The organism is Escherichia sp. E2562 (genome assembly GCF_005781075.1).
Lineage (GTDB): Bacteria > Pseudomonadota > Gammaproteobacteria > Enterobacterales > Enterobacteriaceae > Escherichia.
This window is the reverse complement of record NZ_VATM01000005.1, coordinates 211,099-229,015: the sequence shown is the minus strand read 5'-3', so window position 1 is coordinate 229,015 and position 17,917 is coordinate 211,099. Positions and strand designations below refer to the sequence as shown.

The 17,917-nt window shown below is 42.3% G+C and carries 17 protein-coding genes, 1 tRNA gene and 3 pseudogenes; 11 read left to right on the top strand and 10 right to left on the bottom strand.

Going from position 1 to position 17,917, the window contains the following annotated elements; all coding sequences use genetic code 11:
- Positions 1–171 precede the first annotated feature (171 nt).
- Positions 172–1,512 (top strand): long-chain fatty acid transporter FadL, encoded by a 1,341-nt coding sequence (gene fadL, locus FEK43_RS10025; protein ID WP_130207302.1) that lies wholly within the window; start codon positions 172–174, stop codon positions 1,510–1,512.
- A gap of 61 nt (positions 1,513–1,573) precedes the next feature.
- On the opposite strand, the gene mlaA is transcribed toward fadL, so the two are convergent.
- The gene (gene mlaA / locus FEK43_RS10020) at positions 1,574–2,329 is read right to left on the bottom strand and encodes a phospholipid-binding lipoprotein MlaA (RefSeq protein WP_130207304.1); all 756 of its coding nucleotides are present in this window, start codon (positions 2,327–2,329) and stop codon (positions 1,574–1,576) included.
- Between the two features lie 26 nt (positions 2,330–2,355).
- Positions 2,356–2,544 carry a hypothetical protein gene (locus FEK43_RS10015; protein ID WP_130207306.1) on the bottom strand — a complete coding sequence of 63 codons (189 nt, stop codon included), beginning with the start codon at positions 2,542–2,544 and terminating at the stop codon, positions 2,356–2,358.
- A 78-nt stretch (positions 2,545–2,622) separates the two neighbouring features.
- On the opposite strand from FEK43_RS10015, the gene FEK43_RS10010 reads away from it, so the two are divergent.
- The 3 genes and pseudogenes from FEK43_RS10010 to intS form a co-directional block, all read left to right on the top strand.
- Entirely contained in the window at positions 2,623–3,555 is a 933-nt protein-coding gene (locus tag FEK43_RS10010) for a formate/nitrite transporter family protein (RefSeq protein WP_138158530.1), read from the top strand.
- A gap of 75 nt (positions 3,556–3,630) precedes the next feature.
- A tRNA-Arg gene (locus tag FEK43_RS10005) sits at positions 3,631–3,705 on the top strand.
- 161 nt (positions 3,706–3,866) lie between these two features.
- Positions 3,867–4,340, top strand: a pseudogene (gene intS, locus FEK43_RS10000) (prophage integrase IntS); the annotation flags it as partial.
- 98 nt (positions 4,341–4,438) lie between these two features.
- Here intS and FEK43_RS09995 read toward each other — a convergent pair.
- The 7 genes and pseudogenes from FEK43_RS09995 to FEK43_RS09970 all read right to left on the bottom strand — a co-directional run.
- Positions 4,439–5,464, bottom strand: coding sequence for an acyltransferase (locus FEK43_RS09995; protein ID WP_138158527.1), 1,026 nt, complete (start codon positions 5,462–5,464; stop codon positions 4,439–4,441).
- 916 nt (positions 5,465–6,380) lie between these two features.
- Positions 6,381–6,824, bottom strand: a complete 444-nt coding sequence (locus tag FEK43_RS23060) for an IS630 family transposase (protein ID WP_240783050.1) — start codon at positions 6,822–6,824, stop codon at positions 6,381–6,383.
- A complete protein-coding gene (locus FEK43_RS23055) occupies positions 6,749–6,910 on the bottom strand; it encodes a hypothetical protein (RefSeq protein ID WP_240783044.1) in 162 nt (53 codons plus the stop codon). Before FEK43_RS23055 ends, FEK43_RS23060 begins: the two co-directional genes overlap by 76 nt.
- Positions 6,901–7,116 (bottom strand): winged helix-turn-helix domain-containing protein, encoded by a 216-nt coding sequence (locus tag FEK43_RS23375; RefSeq protein WP_346763266.1) that lies wholly within the window; start codon positions 7,114–7,116, stop codon positions 6,901–6,903. The genes FEK43_RS23055 and FEK43_RS23375 overlap by 10 nt, the downstream gene beginning before the upstream one ends.
- Positions 7,117–7,671: 555 nt before the next feature.
- A pseudogene (locus FEK43_RS09985) lies at positions 7,672–7,980 on the bottom strand (integrase core domain-containing protein); the annotation flags it as partial.
- A gap of 16 nt (positions 7,981–7,996) precedes the next feature.
- Entirely contained in the window at positions 7,997–9,073 is a 1,077-nt protein-coding gene (locus FEK43_RS09980; RefSeq protein ID WP_135408097.1) for an IS110-like element ISEc21 family transposase, read from the bottom strand.
- A 281-nt stretch (positions 9,074–9,354) separates the two neighbouring features.
- A pseudogene (locus FEK43_RS09970) lies at positions 9,355–10,182 on the bottom strand (IS3 family transposase); the annotation flags it as partial.
- A gap of 286 nt (positions 10,183–10,468) precedes the next feature.
- Here FEK43_RS09970 and FEK43_RS09965 point away from each other — a divergent pair.
- The 7 genes from FEK43_RS09965 to FEK43_RS09935 are packed head-to-tail and all read left to right on the top strand — an operon-like array spanning position 10,469 to position 16,701.
- Positions 10,469–11,584 (top strand): FAD-dependent oxidoreductase, encoded by a 1,116-nt coding sequence (locus FEK43_RS09965; protein WP_135488980.1) that lies wholly within the window; start codon positions 10,469–10,471, stop codon positions 11,582–11,584.
- Between the two features lie 5 nt (positions 11,585–11,589).
- A complete protein-coding gene (locus FEK43_RS09960; RefSeq protein ID WP_130207314.1) occupies positions 11,590–12,627 on the top strand; it encodes a glycosyl transferase family 2 in 1,038 nt (345 codons plus the stop codon).
- Positions 12,615–13,382: an NAD-dependent epimerase/dehydratase family protein gene (locus FEK43_RS09955; protein ID WP_138158526.1), complete on the top strand. Its 768-nt coding sequence runs from the start codon at positions 12,615–12,617 to the stop codon at positions 13,380–13,382. Before FEK43_RS09960 ends, FEK43_RS09955 begins: the two co-directional genes overlap by 13 nt.
- Position 13,383: 1 nt before the next feature.
- Complete coding sequence (locus FEK43_RS09950) at positions 13,384–14,199, top strand: TIM barrel protein (RefSeq protein ID WP_130207318.1); 816 nt, start codon at positions 13,384–13,386, stop codon at positions 14,197–14,199.
- Between the two features lie 14 nt (positions 14,200–14,213).
- The gene (locus FEK43_RS09945) at positions 14,214–14,570 is read left to right on the top strand and encodes an EamA family transporter (RefSeq protein ID WP_130207320.1); all 357 of its coding nucleotides are present in this window, start codon (positions 14,214–14,216) and stop codon (positions 14,568–14,570) included.
- Between the two features lie 5 nt (positions 14,571–14,575).
- On the top strand, positions 14,576–15,394 hold the full coding sequence (locus FEK43_RS09940) for a glycosyltransferase family 2 protein (RefSeq protein WP_130207322.1): 819 nt from the start codon (positions 14,576–14,578) through the stop codon (positions 15,392–15,394).
- On the top strand, positions 15,391–16,701 hold the full coding sequence (locus tag FEK43_RS09935) for a hypothetical protein (protein WP_138158524.1): 1,311 nt from the start codon (positions 15,391–15,393) through the stop codon (positions 16,699–16,701). Before FEK43_RS09940 ends, FEK43_RS09935 begins: the two co-directional genes overlap by 4 nt.
- Before the next feature lie 932 nt (positions 16,702–17,633).
- Here the strand turns inward: FEK43_RS09935 and FEK43_RS09925 are convergent.
- Complete coding sequence (locus FEK43_RS09925; RefSeq protein ID WP_135408095.1) at positions 17,634–17,876, bottom strand: YfdY family protein; 243 nt, start codon at positions 17,874–17,876, stop codon at positions 17,634–17,636.
- Between the last annotated feature and the right edge of the window lie 41 nt (positions 17,877–17,917).

Genomic DNA, 17,917 nt, shown 5'->3' with positions numbered 1-17,917 from the left:
TTAGATCATATTTGAAAAAACATAGAAACATACTTGCAACATTCCATCTGGTCCGACCTATACTCTCGCCACTGGTCTGATTTCTAAGATGTACATCAGACCCTACACTTCGCGCTCCTGTTACAGCACGTAACATAGTTTGTATAAAAATAAATTATTGAGGTTATGGTCATGAGCCAGAAAACCCTGTTTACAAAGTCTGCTATCGCAGTCGCAGTGGCACTTATCTCCACCCAGGCCTGGTCGGCAGGCTTTCAGTTAAACGAATTTTCTTCCTCAGGCCTGGGCCGGGCTTATTCAGGGGAAGGCGCAATTGCCGATGATGCCGGTAACGTCAGCCGTAACCCCGCGTTGATTACCATGTTTGACCGCCCAACTTTTTCAGCGGGCGCGGTTTATATTGATCCGGATGTAAATATCAGCGGAACGTCTCCGTCTGGTCGTAGCCTGGACGCGGATAATATCGCGCCTACGGCATGGGTTCCGAACGCTCACTTTGTTGCGCCAATTAACGATCAATTTGGTTGGGGGGCTTCCATTACCTCTAACTATGGCCTGGCGACAGAGTTTAACGATACTTATGCAGGCGGTTCTGTCGGTGGTACAACCGACCTCGAGACCATCAACATGAACTTAAGCGGCGCCTATCGCTTAAATAACGCATGGAGTTTTGGTCTCGGTCTGAATGCCGTCTATGCCCGTGCGAAAATTGAACGCTTCGCAGGCGATCTGGGGCAGCTGGTTGCAGGTCAGATTATGCAATCTCCCGCCGGGGCGACTCTACAAGGACAGCAACTGGCGGGCATGGCTAATAGTATCCCAAGCGATGAGAAAATTGCCCATCTGAATGGTAACAAATGGGGCTTTGGCTGGAATGCCGGCATCCTGTATGAACTGGATAAAAATAATCGCTACGCGTTGACCTACCGTTCTGAAGTTAAAATTGACTTCAAAGGTAACTACAGTAGCGATCTGCCAATTGCTATTAACAACTACAATTTCGGTCTGCCAACGGCTACGGGCGGAGCTACGCAGTCAGGTTATCTGACGCTAAATCTGCCTGAAATGTGGGAAGTGTCTGGTTATAACCGTGTCGCGCCGCAGTGGGCGATTCACTATAGTCTGGCTTACACCAGCTGGAGTCAATTCCAGGAGTTGAAAGCTACGTCCACCAGTGGTGATACGCTGTTCCAGAAGCATGAAGGCTTTAAAGATGCTTACCGCATCGCACTGGGTACCACTTATTACTACGATGATAACTGGACCTTCCGTACCGGTATCGCCTTCGATGATAGCCCCGTTCCGGCACAGAACCGTTCGATTTCCATTCCGGATCAGGACCGTTTCTGGCTGAGCGCAGGTACGACATATGCATTTAATAAAGATGCATCTGTCGATGTTGGTGTCTCTTATATGCACGGTCAGAGCGTGAAGATCAACGAAGGCCCGTATCAGTTCGAGTCTGAAGGTAAAGCCTGGCTGTTCGGTACTAACTTTAACTACGCGTTCTAATAACACGCTAGCTTAATAAGAAAAAAGGTGAGTTTTCCAACTCACCTTTTTTATTGGCTTCTTATTCAGAATCGATATCTTTTAAATCATCCTGAATCGCTTGCGCATTCGGGTTTTCCTGCGGTTTGAGTTCTCCGCCATTGGCGATGAAATCATGACGCTGGAAGTACGCCTCGCGCACCATGACGTAAGGATCGGACGACTGACGAAGCAGGCCATCAGAATCCAGCAGTTGCGCACGCGTTTCGATACCTTCAAGTGTCCATTTTCCTACCGACATCGGCCAGGTCAACCACGAAAGCACTGGATAGAGGCCATCAGCCATATCACCGCCGTCATCACGCAGCGTGAAGCTACCGTAGAACGGTAACTGAACATAAGGCCCATACCCCACGCCATAGTGACCGAGCGTGCTACCAAAACGGTGAGGTTCCGTTCGTTGCAGTTTCGGATTCGCCATCCCAGCAACATCAATAAAACCCCCCATCCCCAAAATAGTGTTCAGGAAAAAGCGGGTAAAGTGGACCATCCCCTGATAAGGGTCGCCCTGCAGGAAGTAGTTAACCATCACTGCAGGTTCTTCAAGGTTGCCAGTAAAGTTGCTTAACCCATTACGTGCCGGTTGCGGAACATAATCACGCCACACGACAGCCACCGGTCGAACCACATACGGGTCTAACACATTGAAGTTAAAATTGTACATGGTGCGGTTGAACCCTTCTAACGGGTCAGAACGCCCTTGCTGATCTGTTCCGGAACTCGCACACCCCACCAGAAGCGTAGTTCCCAGAGCAAGCGCCGACAGGCGAAGCTTCATAAATGTCTCCCTGTTTTTTTTATGGCTTATGCAGTTTGCCATCCATGACGGAACGATACCGTATCCGCCTGTTTAGGTGTGGGCGATTGTAACAGCACGTCAAATGATGTCCATACGCCCTGTTTTGCTGATTTGATCATAGCCTGGTAATCACCGCCCTGTAGGCTACTTGATTCTATAGAAACAGAAAAAGGCAAACGTTGCCTTTTATTCATTTTCAGAGTAACTCCCGCCAGTTGCGAGCAAAAAAGCCGCTACGCTTTAGCCATACGTGCTAATCAAGAGAACTCACCATGGATAACGATAAAATTGATAAACACAGCGACGAAATTGAAGTCGAGAGTGAAGAAAAAGAGCGCGGAAAAAAAATTGAAATAGATGAAGATCGGCTCCCTTCCCGGGCAATGGCTATCCACGAACATATTCGTCAGGACGGCGAAAAAGAGCTGGAACGCGACGCAATGGCGCTACTGTGGTCAGCTATTGCAGCAGGTCTGTCGATGGGTGCATCGCTACTGGCAAAAGGGATATTTCATGTCGAACTGGAAGGCGTGCCAGGGAGTTTCTTGCTGGAGAATCTCGGTTATACCTTTGGTTTTATTATCGTTATTATGGCGCGCCAGCAATTATTTACTGAGAACACCGTGACAGCGGTACTACCCGTAATGCAAAAACCGACAATGGGCAATGTCGGTTTATTACTACGACTTTGGGGCGTTGTTCTGTTAGGTAATATTCTGGGAACGGGTATTGCGGCGTGGGCTTTTGAGTATATGCCTATTTTTGATGAAGAAACCCGCGATGCGTTTGTCAAAATCGGCATGGATGTGATGAAGAACTCGCCCAGCGAGATGTTTGCCAATGCGATCATTTCCGGCTGGCTAATAGCTACTATGGTATGGATGTTTCCGGCGGCGGGTGCGGCAAAAATAGTAGTGATTATTTTGATGACCTGGCTTATCGCCCTGGGAGACACCACTCATATCGTTGTCGGTTCCGTAGAGATCCTCTATCTGGTGTTTAACGGCACACTACACTGGAGCGATTTTGTCTGGCCATTTGCGCTTCCCACTCTGGCGGGAAACATCTGTGGCGGCACCTTTATCTTCGCGTTGATGAGTCATGCGCAAATTCGCAACGACATGGGCAATAAGCGAAAAGAAGAAGCACGTCAGAAAGCAGAACGTGCGGAAAACATTAAGAAAAATGATAAAAATCCGGCGTGAGTGGCGAGCGTTTAAGCAATCGAGCGGCAGTGTACTTACCCCGCAGTCCATTAGCGGGTATACTCATGCCGCGCTGTCCTCTTAGTTAAATGGATATAACGAGCCCCTCCTAAGGGCTAATTGCAGGTTCGATTCCTGCAGGGGACACCATTTATCAGTTCGCTCCCATCCGTACCAGTCCGCAAAATCCCCTGAATATCAAGCCTTCCGTATATACACGGTTCGTCATGGTTCGCGTCAGATCGTTGACAGCCGCACACCATGACGGGTAAAAAGTGGATAAAATAATTTTACCCACCGGATTTTTACCCATGCTCACCGTTAAGCAGATTGAAGCAGCAAAGCCGAAAGAAAAACCATACCGCCTTCTCGATGGTAATGGCCTGTACCTTTATGTTCCTGTATCCGGGAAAAAGGTATGGCAGCTTCGCTACAAGATTGACGGTAAGGAGAAAATCCTGACTGTCGGAAAATATCCGCTTATGACTTTGCAAGAGGCAAGGGATAAGGCATGGACCGCGAGGAAAGATATCTCGGTTGGCATAGATCCGGTAAAGGCGAAAAAGGCTTCGTATAACAACAATTCCTTTAGTGCGATTTACAAGGAATGGTACGAGCATAAGAGGCAAGTATGGTCAGTCGGCTATGCGACTGAACTTGCCAAAATGTTTGACGACGACATTTTACCTATCATCGGCGGTCTTGAAATTCAGGATATTGAGCCGATGCAACTTCTTGAAGTAATCCGCAGATTTGAAGATCGCGGTGCAATGGAGCGAGCCAACCTTACTATATCTCGAATAGCACAAAGCCTTGCAATCCAGTGCAAAGCTTTGTGTGTCTCAGTTTTGTCTTACGCTTAAACGTATCTTTTTATTTAGAATTATTTGATGCATTTAATTTTAGATTTTCTTTTCAAAATTAAGCCGCATGGAATCTCAATATATTTATAGCTTAAGTATGAAGACAGAAGAATAAGTACTATAATTGGTACAACCATCAATAATTTATCTAACATATAGATATCACATAGCTTATTTATTATACATATAATGATCACATGCGAAAGATATGTCGAGTATGACCAATCTCCAAGTTTAGATGCAACTCTTGATATAGTGCTATTGCCAATATTGTTTTCAAGACATAAAGCGGAAACAATTAAAGCAGCGCAAGGGATTCCAATTTGGAGAAGTCTTTTTGATTCATTGCTAAAAAATATACTTATCAGTGATAATACGGATATTGTTAGTGCAGTTTTAACACCGATATTTCTGAATAGCCCATTATTATAACATATAGCTATTACCCCCCCCATAACAAACTCAAACAACAGTTCATCATTATAGAAAAGAAATACAGTAGACTCATTATTGCCAAGCCATGAAAACAAATTCATTACAACAAGAGGAATTAGAATACAGCAAATTTTTTTGTTGTTTTCAGGGAATAACAGAGAAATAAATACGCACGTATAAAATAGCATTTCAAAATTAAGAGTCCACCCAACCGTTAGGGTTGGAATATACCAACCTATCTGTTGATTCATTACCGGAATAAAAGCAAGGCTTTTTAATACATTATTTAATCCAATCTCAGCAAACGGAATAACTCCGTGAAAATTGTATGATATTACCACTACCAGCAATGTGTAGAACCAATATGCAGGAATAATTCTTACCATCCTATTGAGAGCAAATGACGTAGGTGTAATATTATTTTTCGATATTGACTTATAAATAATAAAGCCACTTATGATAAAAAACATATCGACACCATTGCCAGCCTTAAGTGCAATAGTGTGCATCAATTTGGATGATGCAGACCATTGAAACATGACTTGAGAAATATGATGATAAACAACTGCCCAAGCAGCAAGTGCTCTTAAGATTTGTATTGACTTAATCACGGATAAATCCTAATGTTTTTTCATGCATTTTATACTATACCGATCGAAAGTCCAGTTCTCTTTTCCCATATCATACTATTCGCAATATACGGTGTAAAAATATGATAAACATCAACTTCCTTATTAATGTGTTAATAAACCATTTTTGTTAAATGTTTTCTATGCCCAATAAGAATCAATACTATAAGTTATAGAACCTTTTATTGTGGCATCAACATTGACATCGCTTTTATGTACAGGATCACAATCAGGGTTGTTAAATTTGTAAAAATCAATGTAATCATTTCCGCGATCGATGGCTCGCCGTAAACACTTGCCACCCAGTTGTCAAACCAAAAGTTATGGAAATAACGCCAGATACTTGGTTTGCGGCTTTGTGCGGTAGGTTTTTCATTCTCATTTAACCTGATTGTTCTGCGAATACGTTCAGTCTTATAATAAACTCTATAGTAACCAAACTTCCATTTTGATGATATTTAACATCCCTAGCTAAAAGTCAAATACCATTTGTCGAATCACCAAATGTTATCGTAATCTCACCATCAATAGAGCGTCGTTCTCTTAATGACTCTAGTTGCAAGGCATTCTGAACAGATGTAATTCATGCTGCATAGATATTAGCCGAAGTGTTATATACAATAGTTGACCCCTGCCAATAGTTAACCCTGCAGCGTCATCTGTACAGCCAATTAGCGGCATTCCCGTGCCAAATTTACCGCCATTTATGACAATATGATTACCTGGGCCATGTATGTAGAAGTTCCATGAATATGATTTCCCCCACGAAAGCATTGGATTATTAAAAGTTACGTAATTATTATCTTTAACAGAAACAATCTGATCCCCCCCCATCTTTTGGTATGCATATATACCCAATAAACATCAAGATGTGGGTGTGAACACCCGAAAGTGATCATTAATTCTGGATGTCAGCCGCTATATCCGGCAGCGTCTGGTTAAAAAAGACAGATATTGCGTCCCTGAACACTCGCGTACTGCTGAAGTAGCGATTATTCCGCGCATGTTCGTTCCTTAATTTCCACATTCTTTCTATCGGATTCAGGTTTGGACTGTAAGGGGGAAGGTAATGCAGCCTGATATTTACCACTTCCGTCCAGTCTTTCACTAACTGTGAACGGTGATAACCTGCTCCATCCAGAATAACGTGGATTTTCTGGTTATAATCAGGATAAACCTTTCGTATATCATTGAAAAAACGGTATACATTATATTCATTAATGGTTTTATATTCGCAGATTAGCGGTGACGTCAGTGCTTTCAGATTTAGCGCCCCATGATATTCAGGCGTGTGCGGCTGCCTGTTGTTTTTACTGCTTTTTTCTGGCCTTTGCGTATCCAGCCATAGCTGATTTTAGTGGCCTGAGTCGGATGGACTCCATCAATAAAAAGAATCGGTTCATCACCCACAGTTGTTTTCAGTTCCACATAATATTCAATGAATTGCCTTTGTTTCTCTTCACAGAATTTATGGGGAACGCCTGACGGTTTTTGTAGGTGAAACCATTACAATGCAGCCACTTATTCATCCCCGGAATGCTGAAAATGATGTTCCATGTCCGGGTGACAAACGCAATAACATCGCGGGTACGGTGAAATAAATTATCGGATAACTGACTGATAAAAAGGGCCATTTGTTCAGCTCTGAGTTTGCGGCCTGAGCCGCCGTTTTCGGCCTTCAGTTTCCCTTTATTCAGGAATTCACTGATATGGTGATCAATCGTTGTCTAATGTAGGCGTAAAGCCTGAGCAATCATGGCAGAACTCCAGCCTTCGGAGGCCAGAAGAATAGCTTAAATACGAGCTCTGACTCGCCCGTCACGGCTGGAATCATGAAGGCGTTCAAGTTCAGCTTTTTGTTGCTCAGTGATGAATATTTTCATGTTGGACAGCATGATCTCCGATTGCTGAAAAATCAATCAGTTCCAATGATCACGGGTATAAAATCGTTAATTGTATTATCGTTACCTGACTGCAAATGCATTCCTACCCCCATTCCAATATCAGTTGCAGATGGTAACTCATAGGCACAACTGGTCATGGTGGGGCCATTACAGTTATTGATATAGTAGGCCGTTCTGACAGTACCATCACTTGTACAACAAACCATGTTCGAATACTGACCGTTCTCTATCCGGAAAGCTCCTGGCAAGACTTAAGCATCGTTTACCCGTCCAGAGTTGAAGTGGTCAACAAAAACTGGCCACCGAGTTAGAGTTTTTCCAGTATCGATTTTCCGATTCGTTTGGGGGTAACCCACCGTTATATTCGTGCGGTCTTAGTGCGCTGTAATATCCAACGATATAGTCCGTTATGGCGTGAGCAGCCTCGCTGAAGCTTACGTAACCCACCACCGGTATCCACTCGTTCTTCAGACTCCTGAAGAAGCGTTCCATTGGGCTGTTATCCCAGCAGTTTCCGCGCCGGCTCATACTCTGCCTGAACTGGTATCGCCACAGTAACTGCCGAAACTGCCTGCTCGTATAATGACTGCCCTGGACGCCCTTCTAAGAGTCAAGCCGTTATCGGGATGCTGTTGATCTGCCTGTTTTGATTACGCAGTAATGTATAAACTTCGCGTGAGATATAGCGCTTCAGACAGCGTATTGCTTCCATTTTTGTATGCCCTTTCGCTACTCGTCTGGCGACATATTCCTTCGTTTTATCGTCAGTTCGCAACCGTCCGATGGCAATGATGTGAAGTGCACTATTTGCAGCACGATCTCCACCCCGGTTAAGTCGGTAACGATTCGTTTTTCCTGAAGATACGGGAACAGGGCTGACACCACACAGTGCCGCAAAACCTGATTCTGATCTTAATCGTTGGGGATTGTCTCCTGCCGTGATCAGCAACTGCGAAGCGCTTTCGTATCCAATAGCATTACGTTTAATCAGTTCAGGCGCCAGCTCATCGACAATTGCCGCAATCATGACATCCAAATCAGCGATTTCGTCATGTAACTCGAGATAGCGTCGGGCAAGGGACTTTAATGAAATACGATAAACGTTGGTAACATTGCGGTATTCACTGGCATCAGGCCGCCAGGATCCCAGAGTCCTGATGAGCTGCATGCGCGTCATATTTCTGAGCTGTTCACGTAATTCATCCGGGGCAGAGATAATATTGGAATGGATAATCTGGAGAGCGACTCTGCGGGCTGATATTGCTGTTTTTCGGCAAGTTTTTAATACCCGCAGAGACTCAATCATGCCATTGCGCGTTTTGGGTGTGACGGTTCTTATTCCGGAGAATGCGGCGTGAGCGGCACATTCAGCATCAATCGTGTCACTTTTACCCCGTTTGCGTCGCTCCATCCGATCTGGCGCAGTCACCTCAAGAACTTCTAACCCGGCATTCTGTAAATAGCGAAGCAGACCTGATCCATAGGTGCCTGTACACTCAACACCAATTCGCTTTAATACCCCAAACGAAGTCATCCATGCCAGCATCTGCCGGTAACCTTGCCGTGTTGTGGAGAAAAACCGGGTCCCCAGAACTTTATTGTTCTGATCTACGACAGCGGCAACGTGCAGATCTTTATGTGTATCCACGCCACCCACAACAGCGGCTTCCGTAACTTTACCTGCCATGACAGAGCTCCTGTGAGGAAACAGAGTTGAATCTCCAGACAGATACCCCGGACAGGACAGTAACGAGACAAGCCGTCAGGCCCTTCTTGAGTCACGCGCATCGGTGAGGAGATGCCTCGCATGAAGGCGCTTCCGGCAACCGACAGGTCCAGGGCAGGACACAAAAGGTCGATCGCTGTGTGAGTCAGGATGCGGGAAGGTCTTCACTGCATCAGTAATCACACCAATCTGGTTAAACAGCAAACAGAGTGATGATAAAAACTGATACCGGCATTATTACTATCGCTGTGGAACATCACCCCGCCGGGCTTACCACGGGTTTCCCATGCCATTTCCAGCGCTTTCATGGTGAGCCTGCTGTCCGGCGAGAACGACATGGCCCAGCCCACTGGTTTTCTTGCGAACAGGCCTAGAACAACGGCGAGGTACGCCCAGCGCTTACCCGTCCAGATATAGGTCACATCACCGCACCTGATTTGGCTCGGTTACGGCGAACTGCCGTTCAAGGTAGTTAGGGATAGCAACATGTTCATGACCACCACGTTTATATCGGTGAGTCGGCTGCTGGCAACTGACCAATCCCAACTCTTTCATGAACCTGCCAGCAAGCCAGCGTCCCATCTGGTAGCCTCTCCGGGTTGCCATTGTGGCGATGCTTCTTGCTCCGGCCGAACCGTGGCTGATGCCATGTAGCTCAAGTACCTAACTGCGTAATACAGCCCGTCTGCCGTCTGGTTTTTCAGGACGGTTTTTCCAGTATCTGTAGCCAGAGTGTGACCACAGGATAATGCGCTCTGAGTTTCCCGATTATCGAGAACTGTTCAGGGAGTCTGACATCAAGAGCGCGGTAGCCTTTTTTAATATTTCGTTTTCCATTTCAATTCGTTGTAGCTTTTTCTTTAGCTCACGTATTTCGATTTGTTTCGGAGTTATCGGGAAGTCTGTTTGTGTTTTTCCCTGACGCTCATCACGCAGTTGTTTGCCCCATCTTGTCATCGTGGAAAGGCCAACATCAATAGTTTGGCGGCATCTGCCACTGTGTAGTTCTGGTCAACAATCAGTTGAGCGGATTCGTGTTTGAATTCAGGACTAGATTTTCGGCTTTTCATTTGTGCACCTGTATTGTTCTGAGGTGAGCATATCACCTCTGTTCAGATGAACAAATTAAATAAACCACTAAAATTCACAATAGACTTTCATTCATCTAACGAATTAAGTATTATCCCAATATTAAGGATAATCTAAAAATATAGCCGCAGTTAAATTTTTGTACACCCAAACTTACCAATATTAATACTTATCAACGTTAATACTTATAAACATTAATACTTATAAACATTAATACTTACCAACATTAATACTTCTAGTTTTAACGTATTTTCGGAGGTTTCGATTATGGGGAGTAAAAATATTGCAATCGCAGGAGGCGGTTTTTTTGGTTTGTATCTGGCAGAACAACTTGCATTGAAGGGTTGTAAAGTTACAGTTTATGAGAAAAGTCAAGAACTCATGTCCCGAGCATCCTATGTTAATCAGGCTCGAGTGCACAATGGCTATCATTATCCACGCAGCATCTTGACAGCGTTACGCTCTCGTATCTCTTTCCCCCGTTTTGTTACTGAATTTCGCGACTGCATTGAAGATGATTTTGCCAAATATTACCTTGTTGCAGGTGCGTTAAGTAAAATAACAGGTGCACAATTTAGCCGATTTTGTCAACGTATAGGTGCTGAATGTGAAGATGCTCCTCCGTCAGTGAAACGTTTGATTAATCCTGTACTTATCGATGCGGTGTTTACTACCCGTGAGTATGCATTTGATTCCCATAAGCTGCGTAATATAATGCTACAACGGCTTTCAGCGGCAAAAGTTACTATTGTAACGGACGCGGTTGTTGAAAAAGTTAGCAAATCTGGTGAGGGGTTAGAGGTAATCACAACAATATCTGGACAACCAGATATTAGCTATGTTGATCATCTTTTCAATTGTACTTATTCAAGAATTAATTATCTCTTGAATGGTTCTGAGCTTACATTAATTCCCCTTCGTCATGAAATGACGGAAATGTGCCTTGTAACTGTTCCAGATGAGCTAAAAAAAATGGGGTTAACACTAATGTGTGGTCCATTTTTTTCTGTTATGCCATTCCCACCAGCTCAACTACATTCCTTCAGCCATGTTCGATACACACCCCATTACCAATGGAATGACAGACCAAATGAACCTTACGAGGATGCATATAGAAAGTATGAACTGAATGAACGGCATTCAGCCTGGGGGCATATGATAAGAGATGCCACGCGTTATATCCCTTGTTTGAGTGAATGCCAATATCAAAGCTCTATCTGGGAAGTAAAAACAATCCTTCCACGAAGTGATAGCGATGATTCTCGCCCAATTTTATTTCGCCCGAATTATATATTGAAGGGGCTTCACTGCGTGATGGGTGGGAAAATTGACAATATTTATGATGCTCTACATGAAATAGAACGCGTGATCGAGTTGAGTTGATAAAAATGAAAAGTGAATCTTTTGTATCAGTAGTTATTGTCATTCCAGACCACTTGAATGATATCTATACTCCTTTATCTAAACTTGCCTCACTTCTGGATACGCTATACAGTGATTACGAATTAGTCGTTATAGCACCGGGGTTAGACAGTACAAGTGCACAGGTAGAAGATCGTGTGTTGAAGGATATTCCTTGTGTACGAATAATCCAGCTATCCACTCCCGTATTTCATGATGTTGCGTTAGCGGCTGGATTAGAAAGTGCTATTGGTGATTTTGTTGTTTTATGGAATCCACTGGCCGATCCGGTAGAAGTCGTACCTCAAAGTGTTAACAAATGTCGTGAAGGTGCCGATGTCGTAATTGGTGTCTCGAATAGCGTTCGTTCACTACGTTATCGGATACTTCGTCGACTCATGAATGTTGCATTGCGCACCATAGATTATGAGATTCCTTCTAACTCAACGGGGTTACGTTGTTTAAGCCGTCGCGCTGTAAATGCCGTTACTCGAATCGGTCGATTTCACCACCAATTCTATCTTCGTATTCACAAAACCGGCTATCCAGCCGAAGCCCTCATCTACAACCCTCTGAAACAATCAGAGGGCGCCGGGGTAGTAAAATCATTACATCGATTGATGCACTTGGTAATATTTAACTCCACGAAGCCGCTACGTTGGATGTCTATTCTCGGTTTCGGCGGAAGTCTTGCAGGTTTTCTATTTGCTTGTTATAGCGTGTTGATCCATCTGTTCAGTGGGCTTGTTGTTGAAGGCTGGACAACGTCTATATTAGTTGTAACTTCATTATTTATAATTCAGTTCGTCATGATGGCTTTTTTTGGCGAGTATTTGGGACGCCTGCTAGATGAAAGCAACTCACAGGCAGAGTATGCAGTGGTTTATGAACGAACAAGTGAAGTCATGGTTAATACCGATAGGTTTAATGTTATGCACACTTCTCTGCCACTAGAGTCTAATTATGTACAAACTGGTCGTGATGGTTTAACACCACAGGCTATGGGGGAAGAATGGACGCATTGATTGGATATACCGGTTTTGTCGGTACAACTTTATTAAGACAACGTCGATTCGATGCACTATATCGCTCAACCAACATCGACGAAATTGTTGGAAAAACATTTGATACTGTAGTTTGTGCCGCTGCCCCTGCACAAAAATGGCTTGCAAATAAAGCCCCTGCCGACGACATAAAAAAAATCAATGACCTAATTGAAAAATTAAAAACCATATCTTGTCAAAAATTTATTTTGATTAGTACTGTGGATGTTTTTAAAGATCCAGTTAATGTTGATGAGACTACATCAATCGAAACAGAAGGATTACATGCTTATGGTGCACATAGATATTATTTAGAACAATTTGTTAGCAAACAATTCCCTGACAATCTAATTATACGATTACCTGGCCTCGTTGGGCCAGGTCTCAAAAAAAACATTATCTATGATTTTTTGCATAAAAATAATATTTTACAAATTGAAAGTCGTAGTGTTTTTCAATTTTACCCGATGATCAACTTGTGGTATGACATTAACATTGCGCTACAACATAAATTATCACTGGTACATTTGACTGCGGCACCAATAAGCGTCGCTGATATAGCACAACATAGTTTTGGCTTCGAGTTTTGCAATCACATTCAGGATAAACCTGGATATTACGATATGAAAAGTTGCCATAGCCACCTATTTACTAACGATCATGACTATCAGTATAACCGTCGTGAATCATTGATGGCAATACGCGCTTATGCACAATCTGAAATAGGTAGTAATTAAAATGAGACTTTCACTCTCAGGTTTGGCCTGGAATATAACCAATGATGATTCTATCTGTCACCTACTACATTCCAGACAGATTGATGCAATAGATATTGTCCCTGGGAAATACTTCCCCAATCCGTTAGATGCTAGTGAACGCGAAATATTTGCCGTTCGTAATTACTGGCATGACAATGGAATTTCATTAGTTGGTATGCAATCATTATTATTTGGAACCCAAGGGTTAAATCTTTTTTCAACCAACGAAGTACAAAAAAAAATGTTGGTTCACTTACAGGCTATCAGTCGTATTGCTGCTGGTTTAGGAATTCCAGCATTAGTGTTTGGATCACCTAAAAACCGCGACCGAAAGGGATTATCTGATAGTATCACTCTTGAAACTGCAATAAATTTCTTTAATCATCTTGGTGATATTGCGCGGCAAGAAGGCGTTTATTTTTGCCTTGAACCTAACCCAGTCTGTTACGGGGCAAACTTTATGATTGACAGTGCTGAAACTGCTTTTGTTGTTCGGCAAGTAAATCACCCAGCAATTAAAATGCAGCTGGATACTGGTGCCATCATAATTAACAAAGAAAATATTAATGATATTCTTCAGCAAGACGCTGACATTATAGGTCATATTCATCTCAGTGAACCAGATCTGGCTCCTTTAGGCTGTAGTGGTGCGAACCATACACATATTGCTAATGCTCTCTTTCACGCATTACCGAACTCTATTGCAACAATCGAAATGCTCGATCCCCAAAATAAACATTCGCTTTCCTCTATTGAGGATGCTCTTGTTTTCGCAATTTCTCATTATCGCCAGTAGAAAGGGGGAATAGCATGAAGTGGCTCATTTTAATTCTTGGCATATTTTCTAATGCCTCGGCCAGTGTTCTTATAAAATTAGCAATTACCCCTCCCAGAAGGCTCCCAAGTTTGGCTGAACCTCTTGCCGCGCTTGCAAATTGGCCATTATGGTTAGGGATATTTCTATATGGAATTGCCTTTTTGTTATATGCTGTTGCACTGGCATTTTTACCTTTGAATGTAGCACACCCAATACTGACCTCTGGTGCAATTGCCTGTGTCGCATTATTCTCTGTCATTATTTTCCGCGAACCAGTTTACTGGTCTACCATTACTGGAATTCTGTTGGTGATGAGTGGTGTCGCCCTTATTACCCTTAAAGTTAAGTAAACATTATGACTGAATTCATATCTCAAACACTTCGCGCCAAATGGCAAGTCCCAGCCTACGAAAACCAAATGTGGCTTGGTAAAAAACACAATTATTGCGTCGTTATCCCCGTAATTAACGAAGGCAATCGTATACATAACCTATTAGCAAGAATGGCTGCCATAAATGTATCAACTTATGCGGATATAATTATTGTTGATGGTGGTAGCACCGATGGTTCTCTGAATCCCAATATCCTACAGGAAAAAGGCGTTCGTGGTCTAATACTGAAAACAGCACCGGGTAAGCTAAGCGCACAGCTAAGATGTGCCTATGCTTTTGCTCTTGAGCGAGGTTATGAAGGCATTGTGACTATTGATGGAAATGACAAAGATGATCCTGTAGCTATTCCACAATTTATCACAGCTCTAAAAAATGGTGTACATTTCGTCCAGGCGTCTCGTTTCCTTAATGGTGGTTTAGCAGAAAATACTCCTCTCACCCGAGATATTGCAATACGTTTTATCCATGCGCCTATGCTTAGTTTCTTTTCAGGATTTAAATGGACAGATACTACTCAAGGATTTAGGGGTTATAGTAGTAAAATGCTGCTTGACGAGCGTGTTGCACCGTTCCGAGATATTTTCTCATCTTATGAACTACTGGCATATCTTTCATACCGAGTCCCACAACTTGGTTATCGTTGCTTAGAAATTCCGACCATTCGTCGTTATCCTAAAGGTGAAATACCTACAAAAATAAATGGAATCAAAGGAAATTTTTCCGTATTGATTGTCTTATTTAAAGCGTGTTTTGGATTTTATAATCAGAGAAAAGGAAAATGAGAAATATAAACATCAGCAGTTATATTATTTTAATAATATTTGGCATGATAATTTTGGCTATGCGTTATACAACTCCAATCATCAACCCCTGGCTTTATGCGGAAGATGGCATCTGGGTTGCTAATGCATTGAATCATGGTTGGCTAGAAACCTTCATCAATGCCAGAGAAGATTATTTTGTATTCTTTAATATTTTCTTTTTGTTTGTATCAACATCAATCAGCAGTATTATAAGCGGGAGTCCATTATTACTTCTTCCGCAATCCCTAGCTATAGTATCGTATTTTTTCTATAGCCTAATGGCCGTTATGGCTTTTCATTTAATCATTAAAATATCCAATCCATTATTTTCTATTTTAGCATATTTCATAGCTCTCTTATTGCCTTTAGGTCATTCTCAATCTGAAAATATCGGTCATTTGCTACAAATTGGTTTTTACATGCCAGCTATAGCGAGTTCTCTTATTATACAGAGAGAGCACGTCAATAAAAAAATTGCTAAACTTATTATTGACATGATGATCTGGTTAACTGCCGCAACAAACCCAGTAGTATTTATAATTGTAGGAGTTTATTATTCCTTCAAGTTTTTAAATATTGAAAAAAAATATATTTTAATTAAAGATATGCTACCTTTAGCAATATCCATGGTCATATTAGCTTTATTTATACTTCCTCGAATCAACGGCACTGGTGGACTTGGTGACGCTGGCTACAATCCTAATAACATTATTGAAATGGTAACGGCTCGACTGCTACTTTATCCATTTGTATTTCCGTGGTATGAAAAATTAAATGATTCAATATCGATAATTCTATCATTTGTATATATTATCTTTTGTACAACTATTATTTACAAAACTAAAGATGTAACAATAAAAAAACATTTACTTACTTTAGCGATCGCACTCTTTATCTGTCTTGTTACGACTGTTTTTGGTAGAATCGGCCTCAGTGATCTCCTGAATAACTATCAAACCACATTTCCCGATAGATATTTTGTAGGAACAAACTTTCTCTCTATCTTATTGTTCATAGCATGTTTATCTCAATGTAATTTCTCAAAACCAATCAGTTATTTATCTTATTTTATTTCCGGAGTGTTATTGTGTATTTATATTGTGAATGCAGACATAATATCAGAAAGTGAAATGGCGAAGAAAAACATTTTTTTAAATGATCATTTTTATTATTCAATATGTCACGCTGAAAAAATTGATAACGCAAATTCAGCCATACAAATCAAACCAGCAAACTGGGTTATGATTGTTCCAACAAACTTAATTAGCGAAATTCACTGCCACTAAAGTATTGCATGATTTATGCCCCGAAGCTGGGGCTTTAATTTTGCTAGTCACTTAATACAAATGACCAGAAACTAGCGATTCTTTTTTAAGCCGATACAGACTCAGAACTTCTTTTTACTTTCCAGATTCAGCTCTTGTATCGTCTTAACTGCTTTGTCCTGATAACGGTCATCTTCCTGTATTTTATATTGAATGGCATCCAGACAGACGATAGAACTTTTCCAGTGGACGTTGTTGCCACTGGTTTAACTCAGAAATGGCCTTATTTGTCATGGCGATAATGGTCATAGCGGGCACGCTGAAAGCATATAAATCTTCAATCTCACTACAGAGATCCTGCAGCGTACCCCAGGCACAACAAGAGAATGATAATCCGTTCGATCTTATAGGGGAACGTGGTCTAGCGCCTTTTTCACTAATTGGGAATCAACCGAGCGATTAGAGTCGCGTGACGTAGTCCGTAGTCCATTCGAAACTGCCCGTTGTGGCTTTAATAATCTTTTTACTGGAACCGTTTTTAGACCTGGCTTCCAACTACTGAACCAGACGAGAGCCAAATTCCTCAGTCAATGCAGCTGAGGTTAACTATTTGATTAAATGATCTAAAATGCCGTCCTCATCCGTTAGCTCCGGACTGAAGCACCTAAGGGTTTTATCAAAATCGAAGGGCTGGACATACGTCATTCCTTTCTGATTGCAAGTTACTGAAATGCCCCAGAATTTCTCACACTCTCTTTTTTCGTGTTTGTACACAATTTTACGCAAAGACCTTTTATCGGAAATGACGTAAAAACGGCCACCAACTCAACAATAACGGTCATTTCCAGCCGATTGCTCTAAAGTGGCATTATATATTCACGAAATGGATGGTCACAGGTGAACAATCTCTTCAGTTGGTGCTCTGAACACCTGCCATTAAAATTTTCGCTCCACTACCGCCTTCCATACCCCACCATAAAGCGAATCATCAATCCGCAGGCTGGTGCAAGAAACATAAATATTCCCGTGACCAACTCATTGCTACTGGTTAACCGCATCGTGGAGTAATAAATGAGTGCGGCAAGGATGACCATACCGAAAAATGAAGAGACAGCAGAAACTACATTTAATACCTGACCGATATATCCGCTAACGCAGACGATACACAGGGCGAGAAACATCCATAAATAAATCATAGCTCAACCTCCTGCCGTGCTAAAAAACGTGTTACTTCAAT

Excerpts from the sequence above, each read along its gene's own strand:
- FEK43_RS09960 (WP_130207314.1), top strand. The coding sequence starts at position 11,590 with ATGAAAAGTGAATCTTTTGTATCAGTAGTTATTGTCATTCCAGACCAC.
- FEK43_RS09945 (WP_130207320.1), top strand. The coding sequence starts at position 14,214 with ATGAAGTGGCTCATTTTAATTCTTGGCATATTTTCTAATGCCTCGGCC.
- FEK43_RS09950 (WP_130207318.1), top strand. The coding sequence starts at position 13,384 with ATGAGACTTTCACTCTCAGGTTTGGCCTGGAATATAACCAATGATGAT.
- FEK43_RS09965 (WP_135488980.1), top strand. The coding sequence starts at position 10,469 with ATGGGGAGTAAAAATATTGCAATCGCAGGAGGCGGTTTTTTTGGTTTG.
- FEK43_RS10010 (WP_138158530.1), top strand. The coding sequence starts at position 2,623 with ATGGATAACGATAAAATTGATAAACACAGCGACGAAATTGAAGTCGAG.
- fadL (WP_130207302.1), top strand. The coding sequence starts at position 172 with ATGAGCCAGAAAACCCTGTTTACAAAGTCTGCTATCGCAGTCGCAGTG.
- FEK43_RS10015 (WP_130207306.1), bottom strand. The coding sequence starts at position 2,544 with ATGAATAAAAGGCAACGTTTGCCTTTTTCTGTTTCTATAGAATCAAGT.
- mlaA (WP_130207304.1), bottom strand. The coding sequence starts at position 2,329 with ATGAAGCTTCGCCTGTCGGCGCTTGCTCTGGGAACTACGCTTCTGGTG.
- FEK43_RS23375 (WP_346763266.1), bottom strand. The coding sequence starts at position 7,116 with ATGGCCCTTTTTATCAGTCAGTTATCCGATAATTTATTTCACCGTACC.
- FEK43_RS09925 (WP_135408095.1), bottom strand. The coding sequence starts at position 17,876 with ATGATTTATTTATGGATGTTTCTCGCCCTGTGTATCGTCTGCGTTAGC.
- FEK43_RS09940 (WP_130207322.1), top strand. The coding sequence starts at position 14,576 with ATGACTGAATTCATATCTCAAACACTTCGCGCCAAATGGCAAGTCCCA.
- FEK43_RS09980 (WP_135408097.1), bottom strand. The coding sequence starts at position 9,073 with ATGGCAGGTAAAGTTACGGAAGCCGCTGTTGTGGGTGGCGTGGATACA.
- FEK43_RS09955 (WP_138158526.1), top strand. The coding sequence starts at position 12,615 with ATGGACGCATTGATTGGATATACCGGTTTTGTCGGTACAACTTTATTA.
- FEK43_RS09935 (WP_138158524.1), top strand. The coding sequence starts at position 15,391 with ATGAGAAATATAAACATCAGCAGTTATATTATTTTAATAATATTTGGC.